This is a genomic window from Dysgonomonas hofstadii (assembly GCF_014196915.1).
GTDB lineage: Bacteria > Bacteroidota > Bacteroidia > Bacteroidales > Dysgonomonadaceae > Dysgonomonas > Dysgonomonas hofstadii.
Genome location: NZ_JACIEP010000018.1, coordinates 41,879 through 64,590 on the forward strand (window position 1 = coordinate 41,879; position 22,712 = coordinate 64,590).

Sequence of the window (22,712 nt, forward strand, 5' to 3'; positions counted from 1 at the left end):
ATTTAGCCTTTGATTTTTTTTAGCAAACCCAGCCCTCATTTTATCTATGAAATGAAAACACACACAGCCTTATCAGCGTCATCATTCGCCCTTGGACTACTGGCATGTAACCTTGGGACTATTCACGGTCAGAATACACAGCCGAACGTTATACTCATCCTTGCCGATGATATGGGAATCGGAGACATCAGAGGACTCAATCCCGACTCGCAGATAGATACCCCAAATCTCGACGAAATGTGTGCTCATGGTATATCTTTCAACGATGCGCATTCTTCATCAGCCTTATCCACGCCTTCGCGCTATTCTATTCTCACAGGACGCTATAACTGGCGGACAACTAAAAAAGGTGGTGTTTTGGGTGCTACTTCACCCGCGATGATCACTCCCGGCCGCAAAACTATTGCCGATATGTTCAAATCAAAAGGTTATACGACAGCAGCTATCGGCAAATGGCATCTTGGACAGGACTGGGCTTACAAAAGTAATAAAGAAAACGTCGATAATATCGATTTTACAAAACCGATTACTAATGGTCCCACCGACAGAGGATTCGATTATTTTTATGGTATAGTCTCTCCAACGGGAGCACCTCACCTATATATAGAAAACAATATGGTGGAAAAACAACCGAATACGACTTTCGAAGACTCGGGCACAGGATTATATAAAATCAAAGGCGGTATCGGGCATAGCGACTGGAGTGCAGAAAGTATGCAACCACATTTTGCAGATAAGATGCTCAACTATCTGGAAAACGGCAAAAATTCGGAACAGCCATTTTTTCTTTATATGGCTTTGACGGCACCGCACATACCATTATTACCGAGCCCCGAATTTAAAGGTAAATCTTCAATCGGCGATTACGGCGATCTTGTGATGATGATAGATGATATCGTAGGACGGCTTAACCAAAAACTGAAAGACATAGGCAAATATGAGAATACCATCGTGATGTTTGCTGCAGACAACGGTTGTGCAGGATATATCCATGTGGATAATATGAATAAAAATGGCCATTATCCCAGCTATATATACCGGGGATATAAGTCGCATGCCTGGGAAGGAGGACATCGTATTCCTTTCATATTATCGTGGGGTGACAAATATGACCATGTAAAAGAAAATTCACTTGTGTCGCTTACAGATTTATATGCTACTTTTGCCGATATGTTGGGCTATAAAAGTGGTGATGCCGAGGCAGAAGACAGCTATAGCTTCTGGCCTGTACTTGCGGGAAAAGGTACGACATCCCGTTCTGATCTTATTGCTACTTCCGGAGGCGGTTATTTCACCTATCGGACTCCGGAGTATAAGCTGATATTTAATGCGGGCAACGGCTCCGACCAGCAATATAAAATGAATGGTCATCCTCCTTTGCAGCTCTATGATATGTCGAACGATCCGGAGGAAAAGGTGAACTGTATAAATAACCCTGAATATGACGGTCAGGTTAAGGAAATGGTTGCTCAAGTAAAAAAATATATAGAAGATGGCAGATCGACACCCGGTCCGAAATCCTCTAACGATGGCGGCAATTTATGGAAGCAGATAAAGGATATAATGGATGGCACTTATGCTGGTAAGCCTTAGGTGCTTGATTATTAGGTGATTTTTAACAGCGCTTTTACTTGCAATTTCTATTTATATTGCCTTATTTTTGTAGGCTGGGTAGCAATTCTGTAATATAGCTTCGTGAAATATCACCGGGCTTCAATACTTCATCATTCCAGATAACGAGGTCTATATCTATTTTTACAATTCCTTTTACCTTATCCTCTTCTTTTCTGCCAATCTTCTTCTCGATCTCCTTTAATGATAAGGCGATTTTTTCCTTTTCTTTATTTGTGTAGATAACGGCGAGTTGATTAAGAAAATCATTTTTATATGTTATGCCGTAAGGAGAGGTAATCGAAGTTTCCGAATAATTAATTTCTTCAAATAGATCATTCAGCATCTGATGACAAAGGGCCAGATTAGCCTCTCTGTCTTCATTTGTTCCTATACTTAATAGTGCCTTGTTCATAACAGATGCAAATATACATTCCATTTCTAAAATATACTTTATCTTTACGTATTCTTTTAAAGTAATTATTGATGAATTTTATAGCTATAATTCCCGCCCGTTACGCATCCACCCGCTTTCCGGGGAAGCCATTAGCCGATATGGGCGGAAAGCCGATGATCCAACGGGTATATGAACAAGTAAAAAAGGCTGTGGATGAAGTCTGGGTAGCAACCGACGATACCCGTATTTTCGATGCGGTAGAATCTTTCGGGGGAAAGGCTGTAATGACTTCTCCCTATCATCGTAGCGGGACTGACCGTATTCAGGAAGCATATGCTACAATAAATAAACCGTTCGATGTGATCATCAATGTGCAGGGTGACGAGCCGTTCATTCAACCGGAACAAATAGAGGCTTTAAAAAATTGTTTCGATAGTAAAGATGTTGAACTTGCGACATTAGTGAAGCCATTCAAAAAAGAAGACGGTTTTGATGTGCTGTTCAATGCCAATTCTCCGAAAGTGGTGATCAACAAGAAGAACGAAGCTATCTATTTTAGCCGTTCCATTATTCCATATATACGTGACGTGCATCATACCGAATGGCTCGATAAACATACATTTTATAAACATATCGGTATGTATGCTTACCGGTCAGATATTTTAAAGGAAATAACACAACTGCCACAATCTATTCTCGAAAAAGCTGAATCGTTGGAACAGCTTCGCTGGATAGAGAATGGATATCGCATCCGTGTAGGCTATACTGATTTGGAAACCATTGGTGTAGATACTCCTGAGGATATGGAAAAAGCTTTGAAGTTCTTTCAATAATGTTTAATCGCTTAAAAATAAAGCCCCTGTTATCCTGTAATATTCATATTCTATTCCTCCGAACAAAGGACTCTTATAACTGAAGCTTGCTCCGGTGTCCATATCAGGATCTTCTCTGTATGTATTGTTCAATATGAGTATGTTTCCGAAATCATACGATATATGTATTTGTCGATTGTCATAAAAAACACTTTTAGCCCCTTTCAGTGCCAGTTGTTTGTCTTTTTTGAGATCAACATTTCTCTCTTTCTTAAAATCTGATAGCCTTATTTTTTTATTTACTTTAAAGTTTTCAGTATTATTTTCTTTAAATCCATATTGCTCGCAAATTTGCTTTTGTTGTTTGCTTAGCTTGCCGAAATCGAGACCTGTTTTAAATATCCAGTCCCAGTGCTTTGTCAACTTCAGGTATTCATCCTCAGTGATTTTTCCTTTGGACTTGTCAGAACCATATTCTATGGTTCCGGGATCGAGAGTCTTTGTCCTGAATTCTATGATCTTGCCATTGCTGATAACGCACAGGCCGTATTCAATTCTCTGATATGAATGTCCACCGTTATCATTTTTAACAAAACGTGTCCGGCAAAGTATTTCTCCTTTGTCGTTAACCGAAACTGGATTCATTTCACTGTGCACATAAGAAGGGCCTGTGGCAAATGCGGTAAAGGGATAAAAAGCGAGTAGGAAAAATAGAAAATTTGTGTAGAATAATCTTTCCATAAAGGTCAGGTTTTACTTCCAAAAGTAAAAATAAATAAGATTAGTTCCGGTTTTTTTAAATAATTATCTTTAAATTTTAATTAAACACTTGTTTAGTCTAATAGTCTTTCTTATTTTTGTATCTTAAACAATCGTTTAGAACACATGTTTAATAATGAAGAATCGTCGGTAGTTAAAGACCGTATACTCAACGAAGCGCAAAAACTTTTTATAAAAAACGGCTTTAAAGGCACAAGTGTCAGGGATATAGCAAAGGCATCGGGGACAAATGTCGCCATGGTAAATTATTATTTCAAGTCGAAGTACAGCCTGTTTGAAATTATTTTTGAAGAGGCATTGGACGTATTGACCGGAAGGGTATTTGCTACCATAACATCAGATCTCCCTATCTATGAACTGATAGAAACATGGATTCATACCTATTATGAAATCCTTTTCGAGTACCCCCAGATAGCCGCATTTATCCTTAATGAAGTGACACTCAATCCGGAAGGACTGACTCACCGCATTAAAAACCGCAATCCGCTGAATGCTTTCACCAAGATAGAAGAACGAATAGAGGAAGAAGCGAGAAAGGGAACGATCCGCAAGACTCCGGCTGCCGATTTTCTGCTGAATATTCTATCCCTATGCATGTTTCCGTTCTTGTTTGGTAATCTGGCAATGACACTTATGGAAGTGCCGCGTGAAACGTATAATATGTTGATTGCTAATCACGAGAAATATGTAATAGAGTTTGTGATAAATGCGCTGAAACCTTGTGACAATAATTAAAATCCACACTTCATGATACAGAATAAACAACAATATAAGATGGGGATCGACGTGGGCTCTACCACTGTCAAAATTGTCGTTTTGGATAACAATACCCACATTATCTATAAATCGTATTGCCGCCATCAGGCGAATATACAACAAACATTGGTGTCTGAGTTACAAAAAGTAGCGCAACAATTCCCGGATGCAATGTTCAATATTAATATTTCCGGTTCGGCAGGCATGGGTATAGGTGAGCGCATCGGTATTTCTTTTGTACAGGAAGTAGTGGCAGCCGTTGAGGTGGTCAAGACTGCATATCCTGATGCGCATACGCTGATTGACCTCGGAGGAGAAGATGCTAAAATGGTGTTTTTTGCCGAAGGGCGTCATCCTGATATCCGTATGAATGGTAGTTGTGCCGGAGGTACGGGTGCTTTCATCGACCAGATGGCCAGCCTGATGAATATAACTATTGAAGAACTTGGGGAAAAGGCACTCGATTATACAAAAATATTACCCATTGCTTCCCGCTGCGGTGTATTTGCCAAAACCGATGTGCAAAACCTGATTAGCCGTAATATACCTGTTGCCGATATATCTGCGTCTATTCTGCATGCAGTGGCTTTACAGTCGGTGACAACTCTGGCACGTGGTTGCGAGGTGATTCCTAAGGTTATTTGCATCGGAGGGCCACTGACGTTTATTCCTGCTTTACGAAATGCATTTCAGGATGTTTTGAAAATACAGGCGTCTGATATCATAGTCCCTGACAACGGGGAATACTTTCCGGCATGGGGTTCTGCTCTTTACGAAGGAGAAAATGCGAAATATAAAGAATTAAACGGATTAATTGAAAAACTATCAGAATCCACATCATCAAACCATATCGATGCATTAGAGCCTCTCTTTAAAGATGAATTGGAATATATAGAGTGGGATGCTAACCGCAGGGTGAAGGAATTACATTTTAAAGCATTAGGTGAAGATAAATATGTAGAATGTTTTCTGGGTATCGATTCGGGATCTACCACATCGAAGATTGTAGTCATGGATTCCGATGCCAATATTATATACAAGTTCTACGGAAACAATGAGGGTAATCCGCTTAAAAAAGTAATGGAAGGATTATCTCAATTCTATAAGGAAGCAGAAGAAAAAGGAGTAACAGTTAAATTCCTTTCATCGGCAGCTACCGGTTATGGTGAAGACCTGATGAAATCGGCACTGGGACTTGATTACGGTATTGTGGAAACAATCGCTCACCTGTCCGGAGCACAGTATGTCGATCCGGATGTGTCATTCGTGCTCGATATTGGCGGACAGGATATTAAATCTATATTTATCAGTAATGGTGTAATTTCCAATATCGAACTGAATGAGGCTTGCTCGGCGGGCTGTGGTTCCTTCCTGCAAAACTTTGCGACAACGATGAATATGGAACTGGCTGATTTTACACGGGCAGCTTGTCTGGCGAAGTTTCCGAGCGATCTGGGGTCGCGTTGTACCGTATTTATGAATTCGAAAGTAAAGCAATCTTTGCGGGAAAATGCAGGAAATGATGATATTGCAGCAGGGCTGGCATATTCCGTAGTGAAGAATTGCTTATTTAAAGTCCTGAAAATATCCAATCTGAACCAGCTGGGCGATCATATTGTCGTGCAGGGAGGTACATTCCGTAACGATGCCGTTTACCGTGCATTGGAAATGCTTTCGGGTAAGACGATCAGCTCTACCGATCATCCTGAATTAATGGGTGCGCTTGGTGCTGCACTCTACGCCCGGCGATTGACCGAAAAGAATATAGCGAAGACTGTGTTCTCAGGTAAAGAAGCCTTGTTCGACATAAGCTCCATCGACTCCAAAGAACTGACATGTAAGGGCTGTACTAATATGTGTTCGGTACTGCGTTTCAAGTTCAATAACGGGAATATAAGTTATGCCGGTAACAAATGTGAGAAGGTATTTTATAATAAAAATATTGACCGTAAAGAAGGGTATAACGCCTTTGACAGAAAAAATAACATATTATTCGATCGTCCGGTAAAGGCTGAAAATATAGAAAAGGGCAAGACAATAGGTATACCTCGAGTGCTTAATATGTTCGACGATTATCCGTTCTGGCATACTCTCCTTAGCGAGTGCGGGTTTAATGTCCGTCTTTCTCCTGAATCTACTTTTCCGCTTTATCAGAAAGGGGTAGGAGGGGTGATGTCGGATAATATCTGTTTTCCGGCTAAATTGGTGCATGGGCATATCCTTTCTTTGATCGAGCAGAAAGTTGACCGTATATTTTATCCGATCGTACCTAAGGAAGAAAAAGAATTCGGACAATCATCCAATTCATTTAACTGTCCTGTTGTGAGTGGTTATCCGGATGTTATTCAAAGCTCGATAGACCCGCAAGGGCGTCATGGTATTCCATTTGATGAACCTGTGATAACATTCTGTAGCGACAATGCTCTGTATAAAGGATGCTATAATTATCTGTCAGGTTTAGGTGTGTCAAAATCAGTTTTTGAAAAGGCATTTCAAAAAGCATTGGGTGTAAAAAATGATTTGAAGAAAAATTTATATGATTTCCAGAAGGATTTGTTAGATGAGGGCATAAAATCCGGAGAACTGACATTTGTTGTCGCAGGACGTCCCTATCATACCGATCCTTTAATACATCAGAAAGTCGGTCAGATCCTTTCCGATCTGGGTGTTACTGTCCTTACAGATGATGTTTTCCGTAAACCGGACAGCCATGGCTTTGGCAAGTTAAATATCGTTTCGCAATGGGCATTTCCAAACCGTGTGGTACAAGCTGCGATGGAAGTCGCTAAATTACCTCAGAATGTACAATTGATACAGCTCAATTCTTTCGGTTGTGGCCCCGATTCATTCTTTATGGACGAAACGCGCGATATACTGAAAGCTGTAGGCAAGAATATAACTGTCCTCCGCATTGATGAGATAGCCAGTCCGGGATCGATACGTTTGCGGCTTCGTTCACTGGTGGAATCTTTGAAGGCTGTAAAAAGTACGGATATTGTCACAGATACATCATACAAAGGCTATTCGGTGCCGTATAAGAAAGCAAAAGACGCTCATAAAACCATCCTTCTGCCCTGGCTTTGCGACTTTATCTCTCCTTTTGCCCCGGCATTGGGTGAATTGCTGGGATTGAAAGTGGAAAATCTGCCAAAGTCAAATAAGATATCGGCCGACCTGGGGCTGATGTATGGAAATAATGAGGTTTGTTATCCATCCACACTAGTACTGGGAGATATAATCAATGCCCTGCAATCGGGTAATTATGATGTGAAAGATATTGTGCTGGCTATCACCCAGACGGGAGGCCAATGCCGTGCTACAAATTATATAGCACAGATAAAGACCGGCTTGCAAAATGCCGGATTTAATGATATTCCAGTCATCGCTTTATCTTCGGGAGAAACATATCAGAATGGAGAAAGTGAATTTTCCCTTGACTGGAAAAAGGTTGCTAAACTGGCAATTCCGTTGGTATTGTATGGCGACGGACTGCAACAAATGCACAGTGCCATTTCTGTGAGGGAGAAGAAAAGCGGAGCTTCACAGGAAGTATTCGATTTTTATATAGAAAGAGGTATAGACGCTGTACGGGCTAAAGATGTCAGAACGTTATTCCGTTTATTAAAAGAAGCTGTTGAAGATTTCAATAATATCCCGATTTATGAAAGGAACTTCACAAAAGTTGGTTTGATCGGCGAAATTTTTGTGAAGTATAATAACTATGCGCAGGCTAATATTTCAGAATGGTTGCGATCGAAAAATGTAGAAGTATCCACTCCGCCATTATTGGATTTTCTCACACAATTCTTTGTGAATAGCAAAGTAAATATTGAAAACGGACTGGCAGAAGAAACCATCTTTTCAAAAACTCTGAAACCTCTTATCTGGTGGTATATCAATGGAAAAGTGAAGAAGGCAGAGAAGATACTCAGCAAATTCAAATTCTATGAAGCATCAGAATCTATTTATGCTAAGGCTGAGGCTGCATCGGAAGTGCTGAACCTGTCCAACCAGTTTGGTGAAGGATGGCTTATTCCGGGAGAAATTGCGCACTATGCACGTAAAGGCGTAAATAAGGTGGTTTGCCTGCAACCTTTCGGGTGTATTGCCAATCATATTGTGGCAAAAGGGGTAGAGAAGAGAATGAAGGAGATCTATCCGAATATGAATATTCTGTATCTGGATATTGATGGCGGAATAGCCGAAGTAAACCTGCAAAACCGCCTCCACTTTATGATACAGGAGATATAAGTGACTGTATTTGCTATAAATAATGGAAAAAGTATACTATAATTTTGTAAGTTCACAAAATTCTTATACTTTTGTACCGCCTTTTTAAGGTAATAGGATTGTCTCGTGGTGTAATGGTAGCACTGCAGATTTTGGTTCTGCCTGTCAAAGTTCGAATCTTTGCGAGACAACAAAAAAATATACGCAAAATAATAATTCCCTGACTTTCGAATAGAGAGTCAGGTTTTTTATTTTACCTTTAGGAAATAGATATTTGAAGTAACCTTTTGATAGCTTGTTAATATTATCTTTATCGCTGTTTGTTGTTTTTGAGTTTACCTTAACATACTTGTAACATAGTGTAGATATCTTTATGTGAGATTTTTATATACCTTTGCTTTACCCAACATACTTTTTTTAATGCAGAGTAAGGAAACAATAAGTTCTTATCTATATAGGAAACACGTGAATGACCTTTTCAGTTATGGAGTCAGCATGGGGTTTTCAGACCAAATATGTATGGATGCTATTCATGACGTATTTTGTGTTTTATATGCCAATGATAAGAAGCTGGAAGATATCCTGAATGTAAAACATTACTTGTTTATTAGTCTTAAAAATAGATTAATAGATATATATAGAAGTTCCCGGAAAATAAATATGCTTGAAAAAATTGAAGATTTTCCTTTTGTAATTGAAGTCTCTATTTTAGATTCGATAATTGCAGATGATGAGCATGCTATTCTAAAAGCGAATGTAGAAAAGCTGATGGAACAACTCACCGACAGACAACGGGAAGCTATCTACCTGAGATATATGCAGGAATTAAGTTATGAGGACATAGCTCCCCTGTTGGATATGACTCCCGAATCAGTTAGAAAGCTTGTATATAGAGGCATTGAGAAAATGCGAACACATGTTAAGGATGATAGTAAACTATTGATGTTGTTATTATTCCTTTTCCCTTTGTAATTAAAACAGGAATCTTGCCCAGACCTGTATCTCTACTCCAAATATTGATTTTCAAATTGGCCGAATAGTTAAATTTGAATTTTATTTTTAAAAGTGTCCACAAATTTCTGAGATATCCGTCTCTAATATAGAATAGTTTCACTGGATTTATTATAATTCAGTTTTAACCCAGAAAAACACATGTCAATGAAAGAGAAAAAGGAGTATATATATTTTCTTAATAATAAAAATTTTATAGAATGGAGAATTGCCCGCTCGGAAGAGTTAAATGAATATTGGAAAGAATATCTGCAAAATCATCCGGAAGACGAGGAGGCTATTAATACCGCAATCGAGAAATGTAAATCCATAAGATTGAATGATAGGAAATTGTCTGATATTCAAATAGAAATTCTCTGGAATAGGATAGTGCAGGATGCTGAGTCCGTGACAAGCTTAACAAAGAGGAAGAAAAGGAAGAAAGTAACTTTATACCTGTCTATAGCTGCCTCTATTGCAATATTGATTGTTTCCGGCATCTTTATAAATAATAAAATAACAGAACAATCCAATATTGTGGAAACTATTGTCGGAGAAAAGCTTCCGGACGAAAAAATTCAACTTCTTTCAGGAAATAAAGTGATAGCTCTCAATTCCGACACTCATCTCACCGTAGATAAAAATAATAAAATAGTAATAGAAGGAGATGAAGATAAGAAAGAAGAAAAGCTGTCGGCTTCGGGTAAAATGAATAAACTGCTTGTCCCCTATGGGAAAAGAACTACCCTGACATTAAGTGATGGTACTAAAGTATGGATCAATTCCGGATCTGAATTAGATTTCCCTTCTCAATTCGGCTCTGATAAGAGAGAGATAAAAGTGAAAGGAGAAATATATATAGAGGTCGCTGAAAATAAATCCAGCCCCTTTTTCGTGCGAACCTCCGAATTTGATGTAAAAGTACATGGTACGAAGTTTAATGTTTTGGCGTATGGGGATTCCTCCGAAAAGTCGGTAGTGTTAGTTGATGGAAAAGTAGAAGTGAATACAGGTGATGCGGCACCGGTACTCTTGTCTCCGAATGAAAAACTAGCGGTGAATTCGGGACAGGTACACAAATCGGTAATAGATCCAATAGAATATATATCGTGGAAGGATAATGTTCTGGTATTAAATAGTGTAACTATATCTGAGATTCTGAAGAAGATAGAGCGGTATTACAATTTTTCATTCGAAACAACATCTACAGATCTCGCGCTCTATAAAAGAACGTGTACCGGGAAACTGCTGTTGTCAGAAAATATTGACGACATAATGAGAGCCCTGTCTGTATTTTCATCAACGACATACACAAGAGAAGATAATAAAATATATATAACCAATAAAAACGAATAGCCTATGTAAAGACACATTGTTAAAAGAAAAATCGGACAGTAGTGGAAGTACTATCCGATTATAATTTAATTCATAACCTACTGACCAAAGAAGAATTACAAATTAAATCTATTTACAAATGTATGAAAGAAAGAATTAACTTTAGTCGACAAGTTCTTAAAAAGAACTATAGAGTCCGAAAAATTATGAAAATCACAACATTCTTTTTATTCGTATGCATGATTTCGCTTAGTGCCGGAAATCTGCATTCGCAGAAAGCAAACATTTCACTTAATGCTAAAAACATTACACTAAGACAGGTTCTGGATAGGATAGAGCGTGAAAGCGATTATGTTTTTCTGGTAGCTGACGATGCTTCATCAGAGCTAAGCCGAAAGATAGAAGTAAAATCAGAAAATGAAAATATAGCAAGTATTCTCGATCGCATATTGAATAAAACCAGTTTAGCCTATTTGATTACAGGACGACAAATTTCAATTTATAAAAATGCCTCAAATAACGTTGTATCGTTGGCCAGTAAAGAGGAACAAGAAGAACAACAGCAAAAAGGATTCCCCGTAAAAGGAAATGTAACCGATGTCGATGGCAATCCTCTTATCGGAGTAACAGTTAAAATAAGAGGGAACGCGACGCAAGGAACAGTTACGGATATTGATGGAAGTTATTCTATTACGGTAGCAGACAATAGAGATGCGTTGGTCTTTAGTTATATTGGCTTCAAGACACAAGAGGTAGACATCGACAATCGTAAGATTGTGAACATTACTTTATATGAAAACACCGATGAACTGGCCGAAGTTGTTGTAGTTGCTTACGGAACTCAGAAAAAAGCGAGTATTATCGGTGCAATATCTTCATTACCTCCACAAAATATAAAAGCTCCGGTTGCCAAAGTATCATCTCAATTAGCCGGACAATTGGCCGGAGTGATTGCCGTTCAACGTTCGGGAGAAGCCGGAGTAGGATCTACATTCTGGATCCGTGGGATGAGCACATTCAGTGGAGAGAATAAACCCTTGGTTCTGGTAGACGGGGTAGAACGTGAACTAGACCTCGTTGATCCTGAAGATATAAGTGAGTTCTCTATTCTGAAAGATGCCGCAGCCACAGCCATTTATGGAGTTCGCGGGGCAAACGGGGTTATTTTGGTTACAACCCGTTCGGGAGAAATAGGTAAACCCAAAATTACAGTAAAAATGGAACATGGTATTGTTGCTCCTACGCGGGTTCCTAAAATGGTCAATTCTCATCAATATGCTGAAATGTATAATGATGCGGTCGGTTATTCTTTCTATAGTCCTGAGGCAATAGAAGCTTACAGGACAGGATCGGATCCGGTACTATACCCGAATGTGGATTGGGTTGACGAATTGTATAACAGCACATCTTCCAATACCCGTATCAGTACAAATATATCCGGAGGATCGCAAAGTGTCAGATACTATGTTTCGGCCAGTTATTACAACGAAGGCGGGCTTTTTATCAATGACAATTCGAATGAGTATAAAACATCACTTAATTATAGCCAGTTCAGATTCCGCTCGAATATCGATATCGATATTTTTAAATATACAACTATAAATGTAAATCTGGCAACATCGTTTGAGAAGAAAAACCAACCGGGAACCAAAGGTAGTGAAATATGGAAATATGCTTTACAAACTCCGTCGAACCGTTTCCCAATGGTCTATCCCGATGGAAGTCTGCCGGGGCCGGGTGAAAGGCAGGGATTCAACCCATATTCCCTGTTGACACAAACCGGATATGCAGAAAGATTCTGGAATAATACGCAATCGCTTTTCGGAATTACCCAGGATCTTGGCGAGTACGTAACAAAAGGGTTGAAAGCCAATATTAAGGTTTCTTTCGATGCGCAAAACTACAATCAACTGAGCAGAAGTAGGACCGCAGATGAATGGAGTGCCACACGCAATGCGGATGGAGAGTTGGAATACCACCAATTAGTAAAAGGGGATGAAGCCTTGCAGTACTCGGAAAGTAATAGTGGACGGCGGACACTATATCTTGAAGGATCGCTTAGCTATGCCCGTACTTTCGATGCGCATAGTGTTTCAGCTTTATTCCTCTACCAACAGTCTCAAAAAAACAATATAGGAAACAGTGATTCAGACGCAGCACTACCCTATCGTAACCAGGGGATTGCCGGACGTTTGACCTACGATTACGACCAGCGTTATTTCATAGAAGGAAACTTTGGATATAACGGATCGGAGAATTTCTCGAGAGGACACCGGTTTGGTTTTTTCCCTTCAGTTGCTGCAGGCTGGATGGCTTCCGGTGAAAAATTCTTTCAGCCATTGACCAATGTTATTGATATGCTGAAGTTTAAAGCTTCTTATGGTTTGGTAGGAAATGACCAGATCGGAGGTAATCGCCGCTTTATCTACCTTCCGACAATTCAGAGCGGAAACGATTATTTTTTCGGCGAAAATGCCCAGAAATATACCAGTATCCGTTTAGGTGACTGGGCCAACGAAGATGTGGGCTGGGAAACAGCTCATAAGCTTAATATTGGAGCTGATATTTCGCTTTTTAATAAAGTAAAGATTCAGGCAGATTATTTTTATGAAAAAAGAGATGGTATTTTTCTGTCACGAAGTGCAATTCCTTATTATGTAGGACTAACAAATCAACCCTGGGTAAATATCGGAAAAATGAAGAATAGAGGTATTGACGCTTCTATAGAATATCATCAAAAAGTAGGACAGGTTAATATTACAGCCCGAGGGAATTTTACCCATGCGCGGAATGTTATCCTCGAACGGGATCAGCCGGAGTGGAAATACGCACATCAAAACAGACAAGGCCAGTCTATATACCAAAGTTTTGGCTATGTAGCTGCCGGAATATTTAAAGATCAGGCAGATGTAGATTCATGGGCCGATCAGTCGGCAATCGGAGGTTCACAGCCCGGAGATATCAAATACCTGGATCTGAACGGAGATGGTATAATCGATGGTTACGACCAGAAAGCAATAGGATATACGGATATTCCCGAAACAGTATATGGCTTCGGCGCTTCATTCGAATGGAAAAACTTCGATTTCTCTATATTCTTCCAGGGTAATGCCAATGTAAACTTTTCGATGCGTACCAACATGACTCAGCCATTTATATCTGCTAACATGAATGAATCGAATGTTTTCGCCGATATATACAATAACTATTGGACTCCCGATCGTCAGGATGCCAAATATCCCCGTTTATCTATGGGGACAGGTTCCAATGATGTTACATCTTCATTCTGGCTTGCGGACGGATCTTATATGCGCCTGAAAAATATCGAGTTGGGATATACATTGCCTAAGGCGATCACAAAGCGTCTTCGTATAAATGATTTGCGTTTCTATTTCTCGGGAGTGAATATATTGACATTCAGCAAGTTTAAACTTTGGGATCCAGACTTACAAACAGGTGCGGCAGAATATCCTCTTAATAAAGTATATAGCCTGGGCTTAGCCTTATCTTTTTAATCGTAAATAATAATTTGACATATTATGAAAAAAATAAAATCACTGATAATTCTCGCTCTATTGTTTATTTTACCGGGATGTGATTCTTATCTGGATCGCCAGCCTGATGATCCGTTGAATGTCGATAATATCTTTTTGAAATATGAAACTACCCTTCAATATCTGGTAAATGTTTACTCATGGCTTCCTGACGAATCAGATCCCTCGGGACAAGTATTGTCAGTAGCCGGAAGTTCGGATGAATGTTCAGTTTCTTTTACCAGTCGCTTTTTCGGGCTATATAACCGGAATATGATTTCTCCCGAAACAAGTAATTCAGCATTCAGGAGTTATACGTATATCAACCTGTACACAGGTATACGGGAAGCTACTTATTTCATGCAGAATCTCTACAAGTATCCTGAAAAAAACACCGAAGACATTACAAACAAGAAAATATGGTATGCAGAGGCCCGTTTCCTAAGAGCATATTATTATTTTCTGATAATGCGTTTTTATGGACCGGTTATCCTTCTGCGTGATGAGATTGTCGATTTCAAGTCTGATGACCTTGCCGATAGGGATAGAGCCCCATGGGACGAATGTGTGAATTGGGTAACTGACGAACTGGATGCAGCAGCGGCCGATTTGCCGATAACCCAAAATTCCACATGGTGGGGTAGAGCTACACAGGGTGCTGCTATGGCAGTAAAAGCCCGTTTGTTGTTGTATTCGGCACGTCCCTTGTTCAATGGGAATAGCCTATATAAAAATATGAATAACAAGGATGGGGAAGCTCTTTTCCCTCAGAATAAGGAGGCAAGTAAATGGCAACAGGCAGCGAAAGCATCAAAAGATATCATCGATTTGAACCGGTATTCCCTTATCAATAATGATAAAGTCACACCTTTCGAAAATATTCGCAATGTATTTATCACCAGATATAATTCTGAGATGATATACACATCGGAAAGAAGTGCATACAAGGCAAGGGTAGCTACCACGCCATCTAATATAGGTGGAACAAGCTATGGAGGAGTCGCTCCTACCCAAAAGCTTGTAGATGCCTTTGCTATGGATAACGGAAGATATCCGATTACAGGATATACCAATAGCGGTGCAAACCCTGTTATCGACCCCCAATCAGACTATACCGAATCCGGATTTTCTAATTTTACCAACCCATTCTTCAATAAAACGTTGAACACGTTCAAAATGTATCAAAATCGTGAGCCTCGTTTCTATGCTAATATTTTCTGGAGTGGACAAAGCTGGATAGCCGAGAATAAGACAGTAGACAATATTCAATTTTATACGGGAGGAGTCTCCGGACCTTCAAATACTCAAAACTATTCTCCTACCGGATATTTACCGTTGAAATTTATAGATACAAGATTGAATACAATTGATGGACAATGGGGCAATATTTCTCATCCTTTGTTCCGATATGGAGAAGTACTACTCAACTACGTTGAAGCATTGAACGAATATGATCCGGACAATGGTGATATCTTAAAATACTGGAATGAGATCCGACAGCGGGCCGGCGTCCCTAATATAGAGGAAGTATATCCCGAAGTCGTAGGAAATCAGGATTTACAGCGTGAATATATCCGTCGCGAACGGCAGGTAGAATTGTGCTTCGAGAATTTACGTTACTTCGACACCCGTACATGGATGACTTCGGAAAAAGATGACGATGGCCCTGTATACGGAATGAATATATCCCACACCAACCATGATCCTGACGGAGCATTCTGGAGACGTACGGTTATACCGTCCGAAGGTGGATACCCGGGGGTACGAATTTTTGCAAAAAAGAAATATTTATTACCTATAAATCAGGGAGAACTTGACCGTGTAAAAAATATCACACAAAATTATGGTTATTAAAATCCAAGAAATATGAAAATCCATAAATATATATCACTTTCAATAATGATGCTAAGCATGTTGACAGCATGTGAACCAAGTCATCTGAATGACAACCTTCTCGATTCCAAAGTTTCTTTTTCCCGTGGTGGAATTAATTCTGTATTATTTTATGATGTGGAAGGAACCTTTACTCATTCTTTCTATGCAGTAAATCCAGGTTACTTTGAGGGGGAAACCAAGGTGACAATAACCAAGAGTACTGAAATTCTTAATAAATATAATGAGGATAATGAAACTGCTTTGAAAGAACTTCCTGCCGATTGTTATACAATCCTGAATGCAGAAGGGCAAATAACCAAAGATGGAAGGGCTTGTAAATTTGATATCCGGTTCGATTGTGATAAGTTACGCGATTTGTCTCAAGTAGAAGATTACAGTGACCTGGCTGACTATATTGTTCCTTTCCTACTCACTACCGATGGAGGCATAGACGTAAATGAAGATTTAAGCACCGTGCTTTTTCATCCGGACATGAGACGGATTTTGGTGTCAATTTTAGAGCCGGGTGATACTATCGTGCAGAAAAAGGATATAAAAGGCACTCTGGAATATAAAATCTTTATTAAACCGGCTACTGATAATAACTGGGAATCAATATTCGATGTTACCTCAGGAGATGCCGCCATTCAATATATAAATGAATCTCTTATCAAGAGAGCGTCTCTTAGCGCATATTCTGCTCTTACACCTATGCCTTCGGAGGCATATACTATCGATTTCACCAATGTTATCAATCTTGGCACACATGTAGCTACCATGACAGTTAAAGTAGACGCATCCAAAATTCCGGAAGGATGCTTCTCTATTGCCTGTTACCTGAACGGCGCGACTATAGCCGGAGAAGATGTCCCTATTGAAGGAAAACCATATAGGATTATTAATTTCCAGAATGTCGATCCTATCAGTACAGTCGGAAAAGTCCCGGTCGACAAGAATAATGATGATGAATCGTATCTTGGCAAGTATCTGACAGATTTCGGTTACACTGCCCTTTCAAGATCAGGATGGGTATTCTCTCCGGAATCGTACCATAATAATTCTTACAGTAACGCTATTGATGGAAATACGGGTTCAAACTGGGAAAACCGTTACAATGACAATGCGAATTCAGCAGGACCTAAGAGTACACTCCCGTTCAATGCTATATTGGATCTTGGATCAGTGCAGGATTTCACCGCTATTGAAATATGGAGGCGTATGCATGCAACTTATGTGAAAGACTTGCGGGGATATGAAATATATGTCTCGGATGATAAAGAAAACTGGAAGTATGTAACTACGATTGACTATGGCACAGAAGCAGAGCAAAGGGCTATGTATAATATTTTCCAAAAAGTAAGTGGTCGCTATATCAACTTATATATCACCAGAAGTAACAGAAGCGCTAATGTTTCTTTTGCCGAAATATTCATATGGAATAAATAATTGCCCATAAAATCCCATAAGCAAAAAGAGGGAGAAATTCTCTCCCTCTTTCTTCTTTAAAATATTAACAGACTTATCAAAGTATAATATTAAAATGAGTAGACCAATAATTATAATAATACAATCGTTTGTTATTTTCTTATTATTTCATTTCTGCGGAGTTATAAATGCAAACTCCATGAATACAGAAAAACTGATTAATCTGCAGACTAAAGACCTGTCGATGGTAATGACAATAGGTAAAGACAGCGTTGTCTACTTCCAGTATTTTGGAGAGAGAATAGATGATGCCTCGCCTTTTTTGAATAAACAAACTTACCGCAGGTGGGACTATGGAACCGACCCGCAAGCTTATCTGGCTTCGGGTGGACAAAACTACAGGGAGCCAGCCTTGCGGGTAACGCATTCCGATGGTGATTTGAATACAGAGTTGTTTTATACCGGTCATAAGCAGACCAAGTTAGCTGACGGAAATATTATACAAACCACTATAACCATGCATGATAAGAAACTGCCGCTTATAGTCGAACTTGTCGTAACGGCTTATCAACGCGAGAATGTATTCTCCCAAAAAATCAATATTAAAAACAATGAGAAAAAGGATGTGATTTTACATAATTTCTATTCCTCTTACCTGCCTGTGCGGGCTAAAAAATACTATCTCAATTCTTTTTATGGAGAATGGGCGCAGGAGATGTCCATGGAAGAATCATTATTAAATCATGGGATAAAAACAATTGAGAACAAAATGGGTATACGCACTTCTCACACCGAGAATCCATCTTTCGTCCTGGCTTTAGATACACCATTGAACGAGAATGTAGGGAATGTTATCGGAGGAGCGTTAGCATGGTCGGGCAATTATAAGTTGAATTTTCAGGTAGATGAATTTGATATTCTTTCTATTACAGCCGGAATGAATCCTTATGCGTCGGAGTATACACTTGCGCCGGACGAGACTTTCCATACTCCCGAAATGATCTATACTTACAGTACATCCGGAGCCGGGGGAGTTACCCGTAATCTGCACGACTTGGCGCGTAATTATGGCGTATATGATGCTAAGACCATTCGCCCGACATTGCTTAACAGCTGGGAAGGGGCTTATTTTAAATTTGATGAGAAGACCATTACGGATATGATAGATGATGCCGCCGGTATGGGACTGGAAATGTTTGTCCTCGATGACGGCTGGTTCGGAAACAAATATCCACGCCGCAATAGCAGTCAGGGACTTGGCGACTGGCAGGTGACAAAAGAGAAGTTGCCTAATGGTATAGCTCATCTTGCCGATTACGCAGTGAATAAGGGGCTGAAGTTTGGTATCTGGATAGAACCCGAGATGGTAAATCCGAAGAGTGAATTGGCAGAGAAGCATCCCGACTGGGTTGTAAAAGTTAAAGGCCGGGCAGTACCTACTACCCGTAACCAATGGCTGTTAGACCTTACTAATCCGGAAGTTCAGGATTTTGTGTTCAGCGTGTTCGATGATGTGATGAAACAATCAAACAATATCTCGTATATCAAATGGGATGCTAACAGGCATGTGGAATCGGTAGGTTCGATGTATCTTCCTGCTGACGGGCAGTCACATTTCTGGATCAAATACATACAGGGCTTATACAGCGTATATGAACGGATCAGGGCTAAGTATCCGCATGTTATTATCCAGGCTTGTTCTTCGGGAGGAGGGCGTGTCGATTACGGCGCACTGAAATACCATCAGGAAATATGGACAAGTGACAACACCGGACCACGAAGCCGTATGTTTATCCAGTACGGGACAAATATGATTTACCCGGCACTGGTAACCGGGTCGCATGTGTCATCTTCACCAAACCATCAGACCGGGAATGTAACGCCGATCAAATTCAGGTTTGATATGGCTATGAGTGGACGTTTGGGCATGGAACTACAACCAAAAGATCTGTCAGCTAAAGAAAAGGAATTTGCTAGAGTTGCCATCGAAAACTATAAAAAGATCAGAGACATTGTTATGCAAGGTGATTTGTACCGCATCATATCACCATACGAAGATAAAGGATTATATGTAATCATGTATGTGAGCAAAGATAAGAAGCGGGCTGTTGTTTTCGATTACTGTTTCGAATTTCAGGGAAGAGCAAATAACTCTCAGCAAATTAAGCTCAATGGCCTCGATCCCGGTAAAAAATATAAGATAACAGAATTGAATGTCGAAAAATCTAATTTCTGGGGGAATGGGAAAATTTTATCCGGACAATATCTTATTAATGAGGGCATTAATCCTAAATTGGAGAAAATGTATGAGAGTGCTGTTTTTTATATCGAAAATGTAGACTAGGCTTGGTACACTTTCTGAAATTTTTAAATATAGAAAAACGGGGTTGTCCAATTGTGCAGCCCCGTTTTTTTATAATCGTTTTTCCGGCTTCTGTCGCCCCGGTAAAATTAATCCTCTTTATCATCGAATTCTTCGCCCTCTTCGTAATAGAATTCGGGATCGAAATCATCTTCTTCGTCTTCCCATTCTTCTTCTATATCGTCATCTTCCAGAATATCCTCATCATCGTTTTCTTCAAAGCCCAGCTTCTTCAGGTCGAGATTACGATGGCTTATTTCGAATGATTTTTGATACTCTCCATCGGCATTCAGTTCTTTCCATAACAGGTCTTTCAGTTGTGTTATATTATAACCTGTAACAGAAGATATAAAGATATGTGGTATGTCAGGTAAATCTTCACTCAGTGCTTCCATGAGTTCTTCATCCAGCATATCCGATTTGGAAATGGCCAATACCCTGCGTTTGTCCAGTAGCTCGGGATTATATTGAGCCAGTTCATTTAATAATATCCTGTACTCTTTATGAATGTCATCGGCGTCAGCAGGAACCATAAACAGTAAAAGTGAATTACGTTCGATATGACGAAGAAAACGCAATCCCAGTCCTTTACCATCACTCGCGCCCTCAATAATACCCGGAATATCGGCCATGACGAATGATTTGAAATCGCGATAACCGACAATGCCGATCTTCGGTTCGAGTGTGGTGAACGGATAGTTGGCGATTTTCGGTTTTGCAGCAGATACTACTGATAGCAATGTTGATTTTCCTGCGTTAGGAAAACCTACCAGACCGACATCTGCCAATACTTTCAGCTCCAGGATAACTCTCCGTTCCTCATAAGGTTCACCCGGTTGGGCATAGCGTGGAGCCTGGTTAGTCGGCGTTTTGAAGTGATTATTGCCACGTCCGCCACGTCCGCCTTTTAGCAGTATAACTTCTTGCCCGTCTTCGGTCACATCGCAGAGGTACTCTCCGGTTTCGGCATCATAAGCGACTGTCCCGCATGGAACTTCGATGATCTTGGAATCTCCGCTCTTTCCTGAGCTCAAGCGCCCCGAACCGCTTTCTCCATGTCCGGCGAGTATGTGTCTTTGGAACTTGAGGTGGAGCAATGTCCACATGTTGCGGTTGGCACGCAGGATAATATCTCCTCCGTTACCTCCGTCTCCCCCATCGGGACCTCCTCTCGGAATATATTTTTCGCGACGGAAGTGTGTAGATCCCCGTCCTCCTTTACCCGACCGGCAATAGATTTTGACGTAGTCTATAAAATTTGATTCAGCCATAATTTATATATTTCAAAATTTCAGGATTTCAGGTTTCAAGATTTTGCATATATACAGATCTATTCTGAGTTTATATTCAATATCCTATTCTATAAATATTGAAATCTTGGAACCTGAAATCTTGAAATATAATTTAGATAACAAAGGAAGTTATAAGCCGGTTCACGACCTATAACTTCCCCGATATATTGTTTTAAGTATTATTTTACCTTGTCTACAGCTTCGGCGATCTTTTCAAAGATTTCGTCTACCGTACCTATTCCTTTGATGGAAGTCAGTTTACCTGTATTCTGATAATGTTCTTTAAGCGGAGAAGTCTGGTTTTTATACACATCGAGGCGTGATTTTATTGTTTCCAGATTATCGTCCGAGCGTCCCGACTGTTGTCCTCTCTTTATCAGGCGGTCTATCAGCTCCGGTTCTTCTACTTCAAGGCTTACAACAATAGAAACTTCCTGACCTCTTTCTGCCAATATCTTTTCAAGAGCATCACTTTGAGCAATTGTGCGGGGAAAACCATCGAAAATTACGCCTGCGCAATCCTTTTTGCTATCGAGTACATTGGCTAGCATGCCGATCACTACGTCATCCGGCACTAACTGGCCTTTCGAAATATAATCTTCCGCCAGTTTACCCAGTTCTGTACCGTTTTTCATTTCTGCGCGCAGAACATCACCGGTCGATATATGTGCAAGGTTATATTTCTTTATAAGATTTTCGCTCTGAGTTCCTTTTCCTGAGCCCGGAGCTCCAAAAATTACAATATTAAGCATGATTAGATTTATTTTTTGATTTTGTAAATATCTGATAAATTACGTCCGTAGCCGTCATAATCCAAACCGTAGCCAACGATAAAATCATTTGGTATTTCCAGCGCTACATAGTCCAGTTTTAACTGCACCTTCAGTGCATCGGGTTTTAAAAGCAATGTAGCTACCCTGATTTCTTTAGGTTCGTCACATTCCAGTTGTTCCAATATCAATGACATGGTATGTCCGGTGTCTACTATATCTTCCACTATGACAACAGTGCGGTCTTTAATGTCTTCTTCCAGGCCATATATTTCTTTCAATTTGCCTGTCGAAGTTATACCTTTGTATGACGATACTTTCACAAATGAAACTTCGCACGGAATAGTAACCCGTTTCATCAGTTCCGCTGCAAATATAAATGATCCATTTAGTACACAGACAAATAAAGGATCCTTGTCGGCTAAGTCTTTATTCAGTTTATCGGCAACTTCGCCTATTGCTTTCTCTATAACCTCCTGAGAGAGGAATAAGTCGAATTCCTTATCTCTAATTTTCACCGTTTTCATGCGGGTGCCTTTTCTTA

At 39.9% G+C, this 22,712-nt stretch carries 15 protein-coding genes; 10 read left to right on the top strand and 5 right to left on the bottom strand.

Features of this window, described 5'->3' with window-relative positions; all coding sequences use genetic code 11:
* Positions 1 to 51: 51 nt before the first annotated feature.
* Entirely contained in the window at positions 52 to 1,593 is a 1,542-nt protein-coding gene (locus tag GGR21_RS18225; protein WP_183308703.1) for a sulfatase-like hydrolase/transferase, read from the top strand.
* 61 nt (positions 1,594 to 1,654) lie between these two features.
* Here GGR21_RS18225 and GGR21_RS18230 read toward each other — a convergent pair whose 3' ends face one another.
* Positions 1,655 to 2,026 carry a 2-amino-4-hydroxy-6-hydroxymethyldihydropteridine diphosphokinase gene (locus GGR21_RS18230; RefSeq protein WP_183308731.1) on the bottom strand — a complete coding sequence of 124 codons (372 nt, stop codon included), beginning with the start codon at positions 2,024 to 2,026 and terminating at the stop codon, positions 1,655 to 1,657.
* Positions 2,027 to 2,097: 71 nt separating this feature from the next.
* Here GGR21_RS18230 and kdsB point away from each other — a divergent pair, with 71 nt between their 5' ends.
* Positions 2,098 to 2,841: a 3-deoxy-manno-octulosonate cytidylyltransferase gene (kdsB, locus tag GGR21_RS18235; protein WP_183308704.1), complete on the top strand. Its 744-nt coding sequence runs from the start codon at positions 2,098 to 2,100 to the stop codon at positions 2,839 to 2,841.
* Between the two features lie 3 nt (positions 2,842 to 2,844).
* Here the strand turns inward: kdsB and GGR21_RS18240 are convergent, their stop codons facing one another.
* On the bottom strand, positions 2,845 to 3,561 hold the full coding sequence (locus GGR21_RS18240; protein WP_183308705.1) for a hypothetical protein: 717 nt from the start codon (positions 3,559 to 3,561) through the stop codon (positions 2,845 to 2,847).
* A gap of 144 nt (positions 3,562 to 3,705) precedes the next feature.
* Here GGR21_RS18240 and GGR21_RS18245 point away from each other — a divergent pair, with 144 nt between their 5' ends.
* The 8 genes from GGR21_RS18245 (at position 3,706) to GGR21_RS18280 (ending at position 20,088) form a co-directional block, all read left to right on the top strand.
* Positions 3,706 to 4,335, top strand: a complete 630-nt coding sequence (locus GGR21_RS18245) for a TetR/AcrR family transcriptional regulator (RefSeq protein ID WP_183308706.1) — start codon at positions 3,706 to 3,708, stop codon at positions 4,333 to 4,335.
* Positions 4,336 to 4,347: 12 nt separating this feature from the next.
* Positions 4,348 to 8,607 (top strand): acyl-CoA dehydratase activase, encoded by a 4,260-nt coding sequence (locus tag GGR21_RS18250; RefSeq protein ID WP_246348113.1) that lies wholly within the window; start codon positions 4,348 to 4,350, stop codon positions 8,605 to 8,607.
* Positions 8,608 to 9,006: 399 nt separating this feature from the next.
* Positions 9,007 to 9,558, top strand: a complete 552-nt coding sequence (locus GGR21_RS18255) for an RNA polymerase sigma factor (RefSeq protein WP_183308707.1) — start codon at positions 9,007 to 9,009, stop codon at positions 9,556 to 9,558.
* A gap of 186 nt (positions 9,559 to 9,744) precedes the next feature.
* A complete protein-coding gene (locus GGR21_RS18260; RefSeq protein WP_183308708.1) occupies positions 9,745 to 10,932 on the top strand; it encodes a FecR family protein in 1,188 nt (395 codons plus the stop codon).
* Positions 10,933 to 11,117: 185 nt separating this feature from the next.
* The gene (locus tag GGR21_RS18265) at positions 11,118 to 14,426 is read left to right on the top strand and encodes a SusC/RagA family TonB-linked outer membrane protein (RefSeq protein WP_183308709.1); all 3,309 of its coding nucleotides are present in this window, start codon (positions 11,118 to 11,120) and stop codon (positions 14,424 to 14,426) included.
* Between the two features lie 24 nt (positions 14,427 to 14,450).
* The gene (locus GGR21_RS18270; protein WP_183308710.1) at positions 14,451 to 16,298 is read left to right on the top strand and encodes a RagB/SusD family nutrient uptake outer membrane protein; all 1,848 of its coding nucleotides are present in this window, start codon (positions 14,451 to 14,453) and stop codon (positions 16,296 to 16,298) included.
* Positions 16,299 to 16,310: 12 nt separating this feature from the next.
* On the top strand, positions 16,311 to 17,765 hold the full coding sequence (locus tag GGR21_RS18275) for a discoidin domain-containing protein (RefSeq protein ID WP_183308711.1): 1,455 nt from the start codon (positions 16,311 to 16,313) through the stop codon (positions 17,763 to 17,765).
* A gap of 178 nt (positions 17,766 to 17,943) precedes the next feature.
* Complete coding sequence (locus tag GGR21_RS18280; protein WP_246348114.1) at positions 17,944 to 20,088, top strand: alpha-galactosidase; 2,145 nt, start codon at positions 17,944 to 17,946, stop codon at positions 20,086 to 20,088.
* A 107-nt stretch (positions 20,089 to 20,195) separates the two neighbouring features.
* On the opposite strand, the gene obgE is transcribed toward GGR21_RS18280, so the two are convergent.
* The 3 genes from obgE to hpt form a co-directional block, all read right to left on the bottom strand.
* A complete protein-coding gene (gene obgE / locus GGR21_RS18285; protein ID WP_183308713.1) occupies positions 20,196 to 21,377 on the bottom strand; it encodes a GTPase ObgE in 1,182 nt (393 codons plus the stop codon).
* Positions 21,378 to 21,577: 200 nt separating this feature from the next.
* The gene (locus tag GGR21_RS18290; RefSeq protein ID WP_183308714.1) at positions 21,578 to 22,150 is read right to left on the bottom strand and encodes an adenylate kinase; all 573 of its coding nucleotides are present in this window, start codon (positions 22,148 to 22,150) and stop codon (positions 21,578 to 21,580) included.
* Positions 22,151 to 22,158: 8 nt separating this feature from the next.
* The gene (hpt, locus tag GGR21_RS18295; protein WP_183308715.1) at positions 22,159 to 22,695 is read right to left on the bottom strand and encodes a hypoxanthine phosphoribosyltransferase; all 537 of its coding nucleotides are present in this window, start codon (positions 22,693 to 22,695) and stop codon (positions 22,159 to 22,161) included.
* Positions 22,696 to 22,712: the final 17 nt, after the last annotated feature.

Coding starts and splice junctions, on each gene's coding strand:
- GGR21_RS18225 (WP_183308703.1), top strand. CDS start 52: ATGAAAACACACACAGCCTTATCAGCGTCATCATTCGCCCTTGGACTA.
- GGR21_RS18230 (WP_183308731.1), bottom strand. CDS start 2,026: ATGAACAAGGCACTATTAAGTATAGGAACAAATGAAGACAGAGAGGCT.
- kdsB (WP_183308704.1), top strand. CDS start 2,098: ATGAATTTTATAGCTATAATTCCCGCCCGTTACGCATCCACCCGCTTT.
- GGR21_RS18240 (WP_183308705.1), bottom strand. CDS start 3,561: ATGGAAAGATTATTCTACACAAATTTTCTATTTTTCCTACTCGCTTTT.
- GGR21_RS18245 (WP_183308706.1), top strand. CDS start 3,706: ATGTTTAATAATGAAGAATCGTCGGTAGTTAAAGACCGTATACTCAAC.
- GGR21_RS18250 (WP_246348113.1), top strand. CDS start 4,348: ATGATACAGAATAAACAACAATATAAGATGGGGATCGACGTGGGCTCT.
- GGR21_RS18255 (WP_183308707.1), top strand. CDS start 9,007: ATGCAGAGTAAGGAAACAATAAGTTCTTATCTATATAGGAAACACGTG.
- GGR21_RS18260 (WP_183308708.1), top strand. CDS start 9,745: ATGAAAGAGAAAAAGGAGTATATATATTTTCTTAATAATAAAAATTTT.
- GGR21_RS18265 (WP_183308709.1), top strand. CDS start 11,118: ATGAAAATCACAACATTCTTTTTATTCGTATGCATGATTTCGCTTAGT.
- GGR21_RS18270 (WP_183308710.1), top strand. CDS start 14,451: ATGAAAAAAATAAAATCACTGATAATTCTCGCTCTATTGTTTATTTTA.
- GGR21_RS18275 (WP_183308711.1), top strand. CDS start 16,311: ATGAAAATCCATAAATATATATCACTTTCAATAATGATGCTAAGCATG.
- GGR21_RS18280 (WP_246348114.1), top strand. CDS start 17,944: ATGAATACAGAAAAACTGATTAATCTGCAGACTAAAGACCTGTCGATG.
- obgE (WP_183308713.1), bottom strand. CDS start 21,377: ATGGCTGAATCAAATTTTATAGACTACGTCAAAATCTATTGCCGGTCG.
- GGR21_RS18290 (WP_183308714.1), bottom strand. CDS start 22,150: ATGCTTAATATTGTAATTTTTGGAGCTCCGGGCTCAGGAAAAGGAACT.
- hpt (WP_183308715.1), bottom strand. CDS start 22,695: ATGAAAACGGTGAAAATTAGAGATAAGGAATTCGACTTATTCCTCTCT.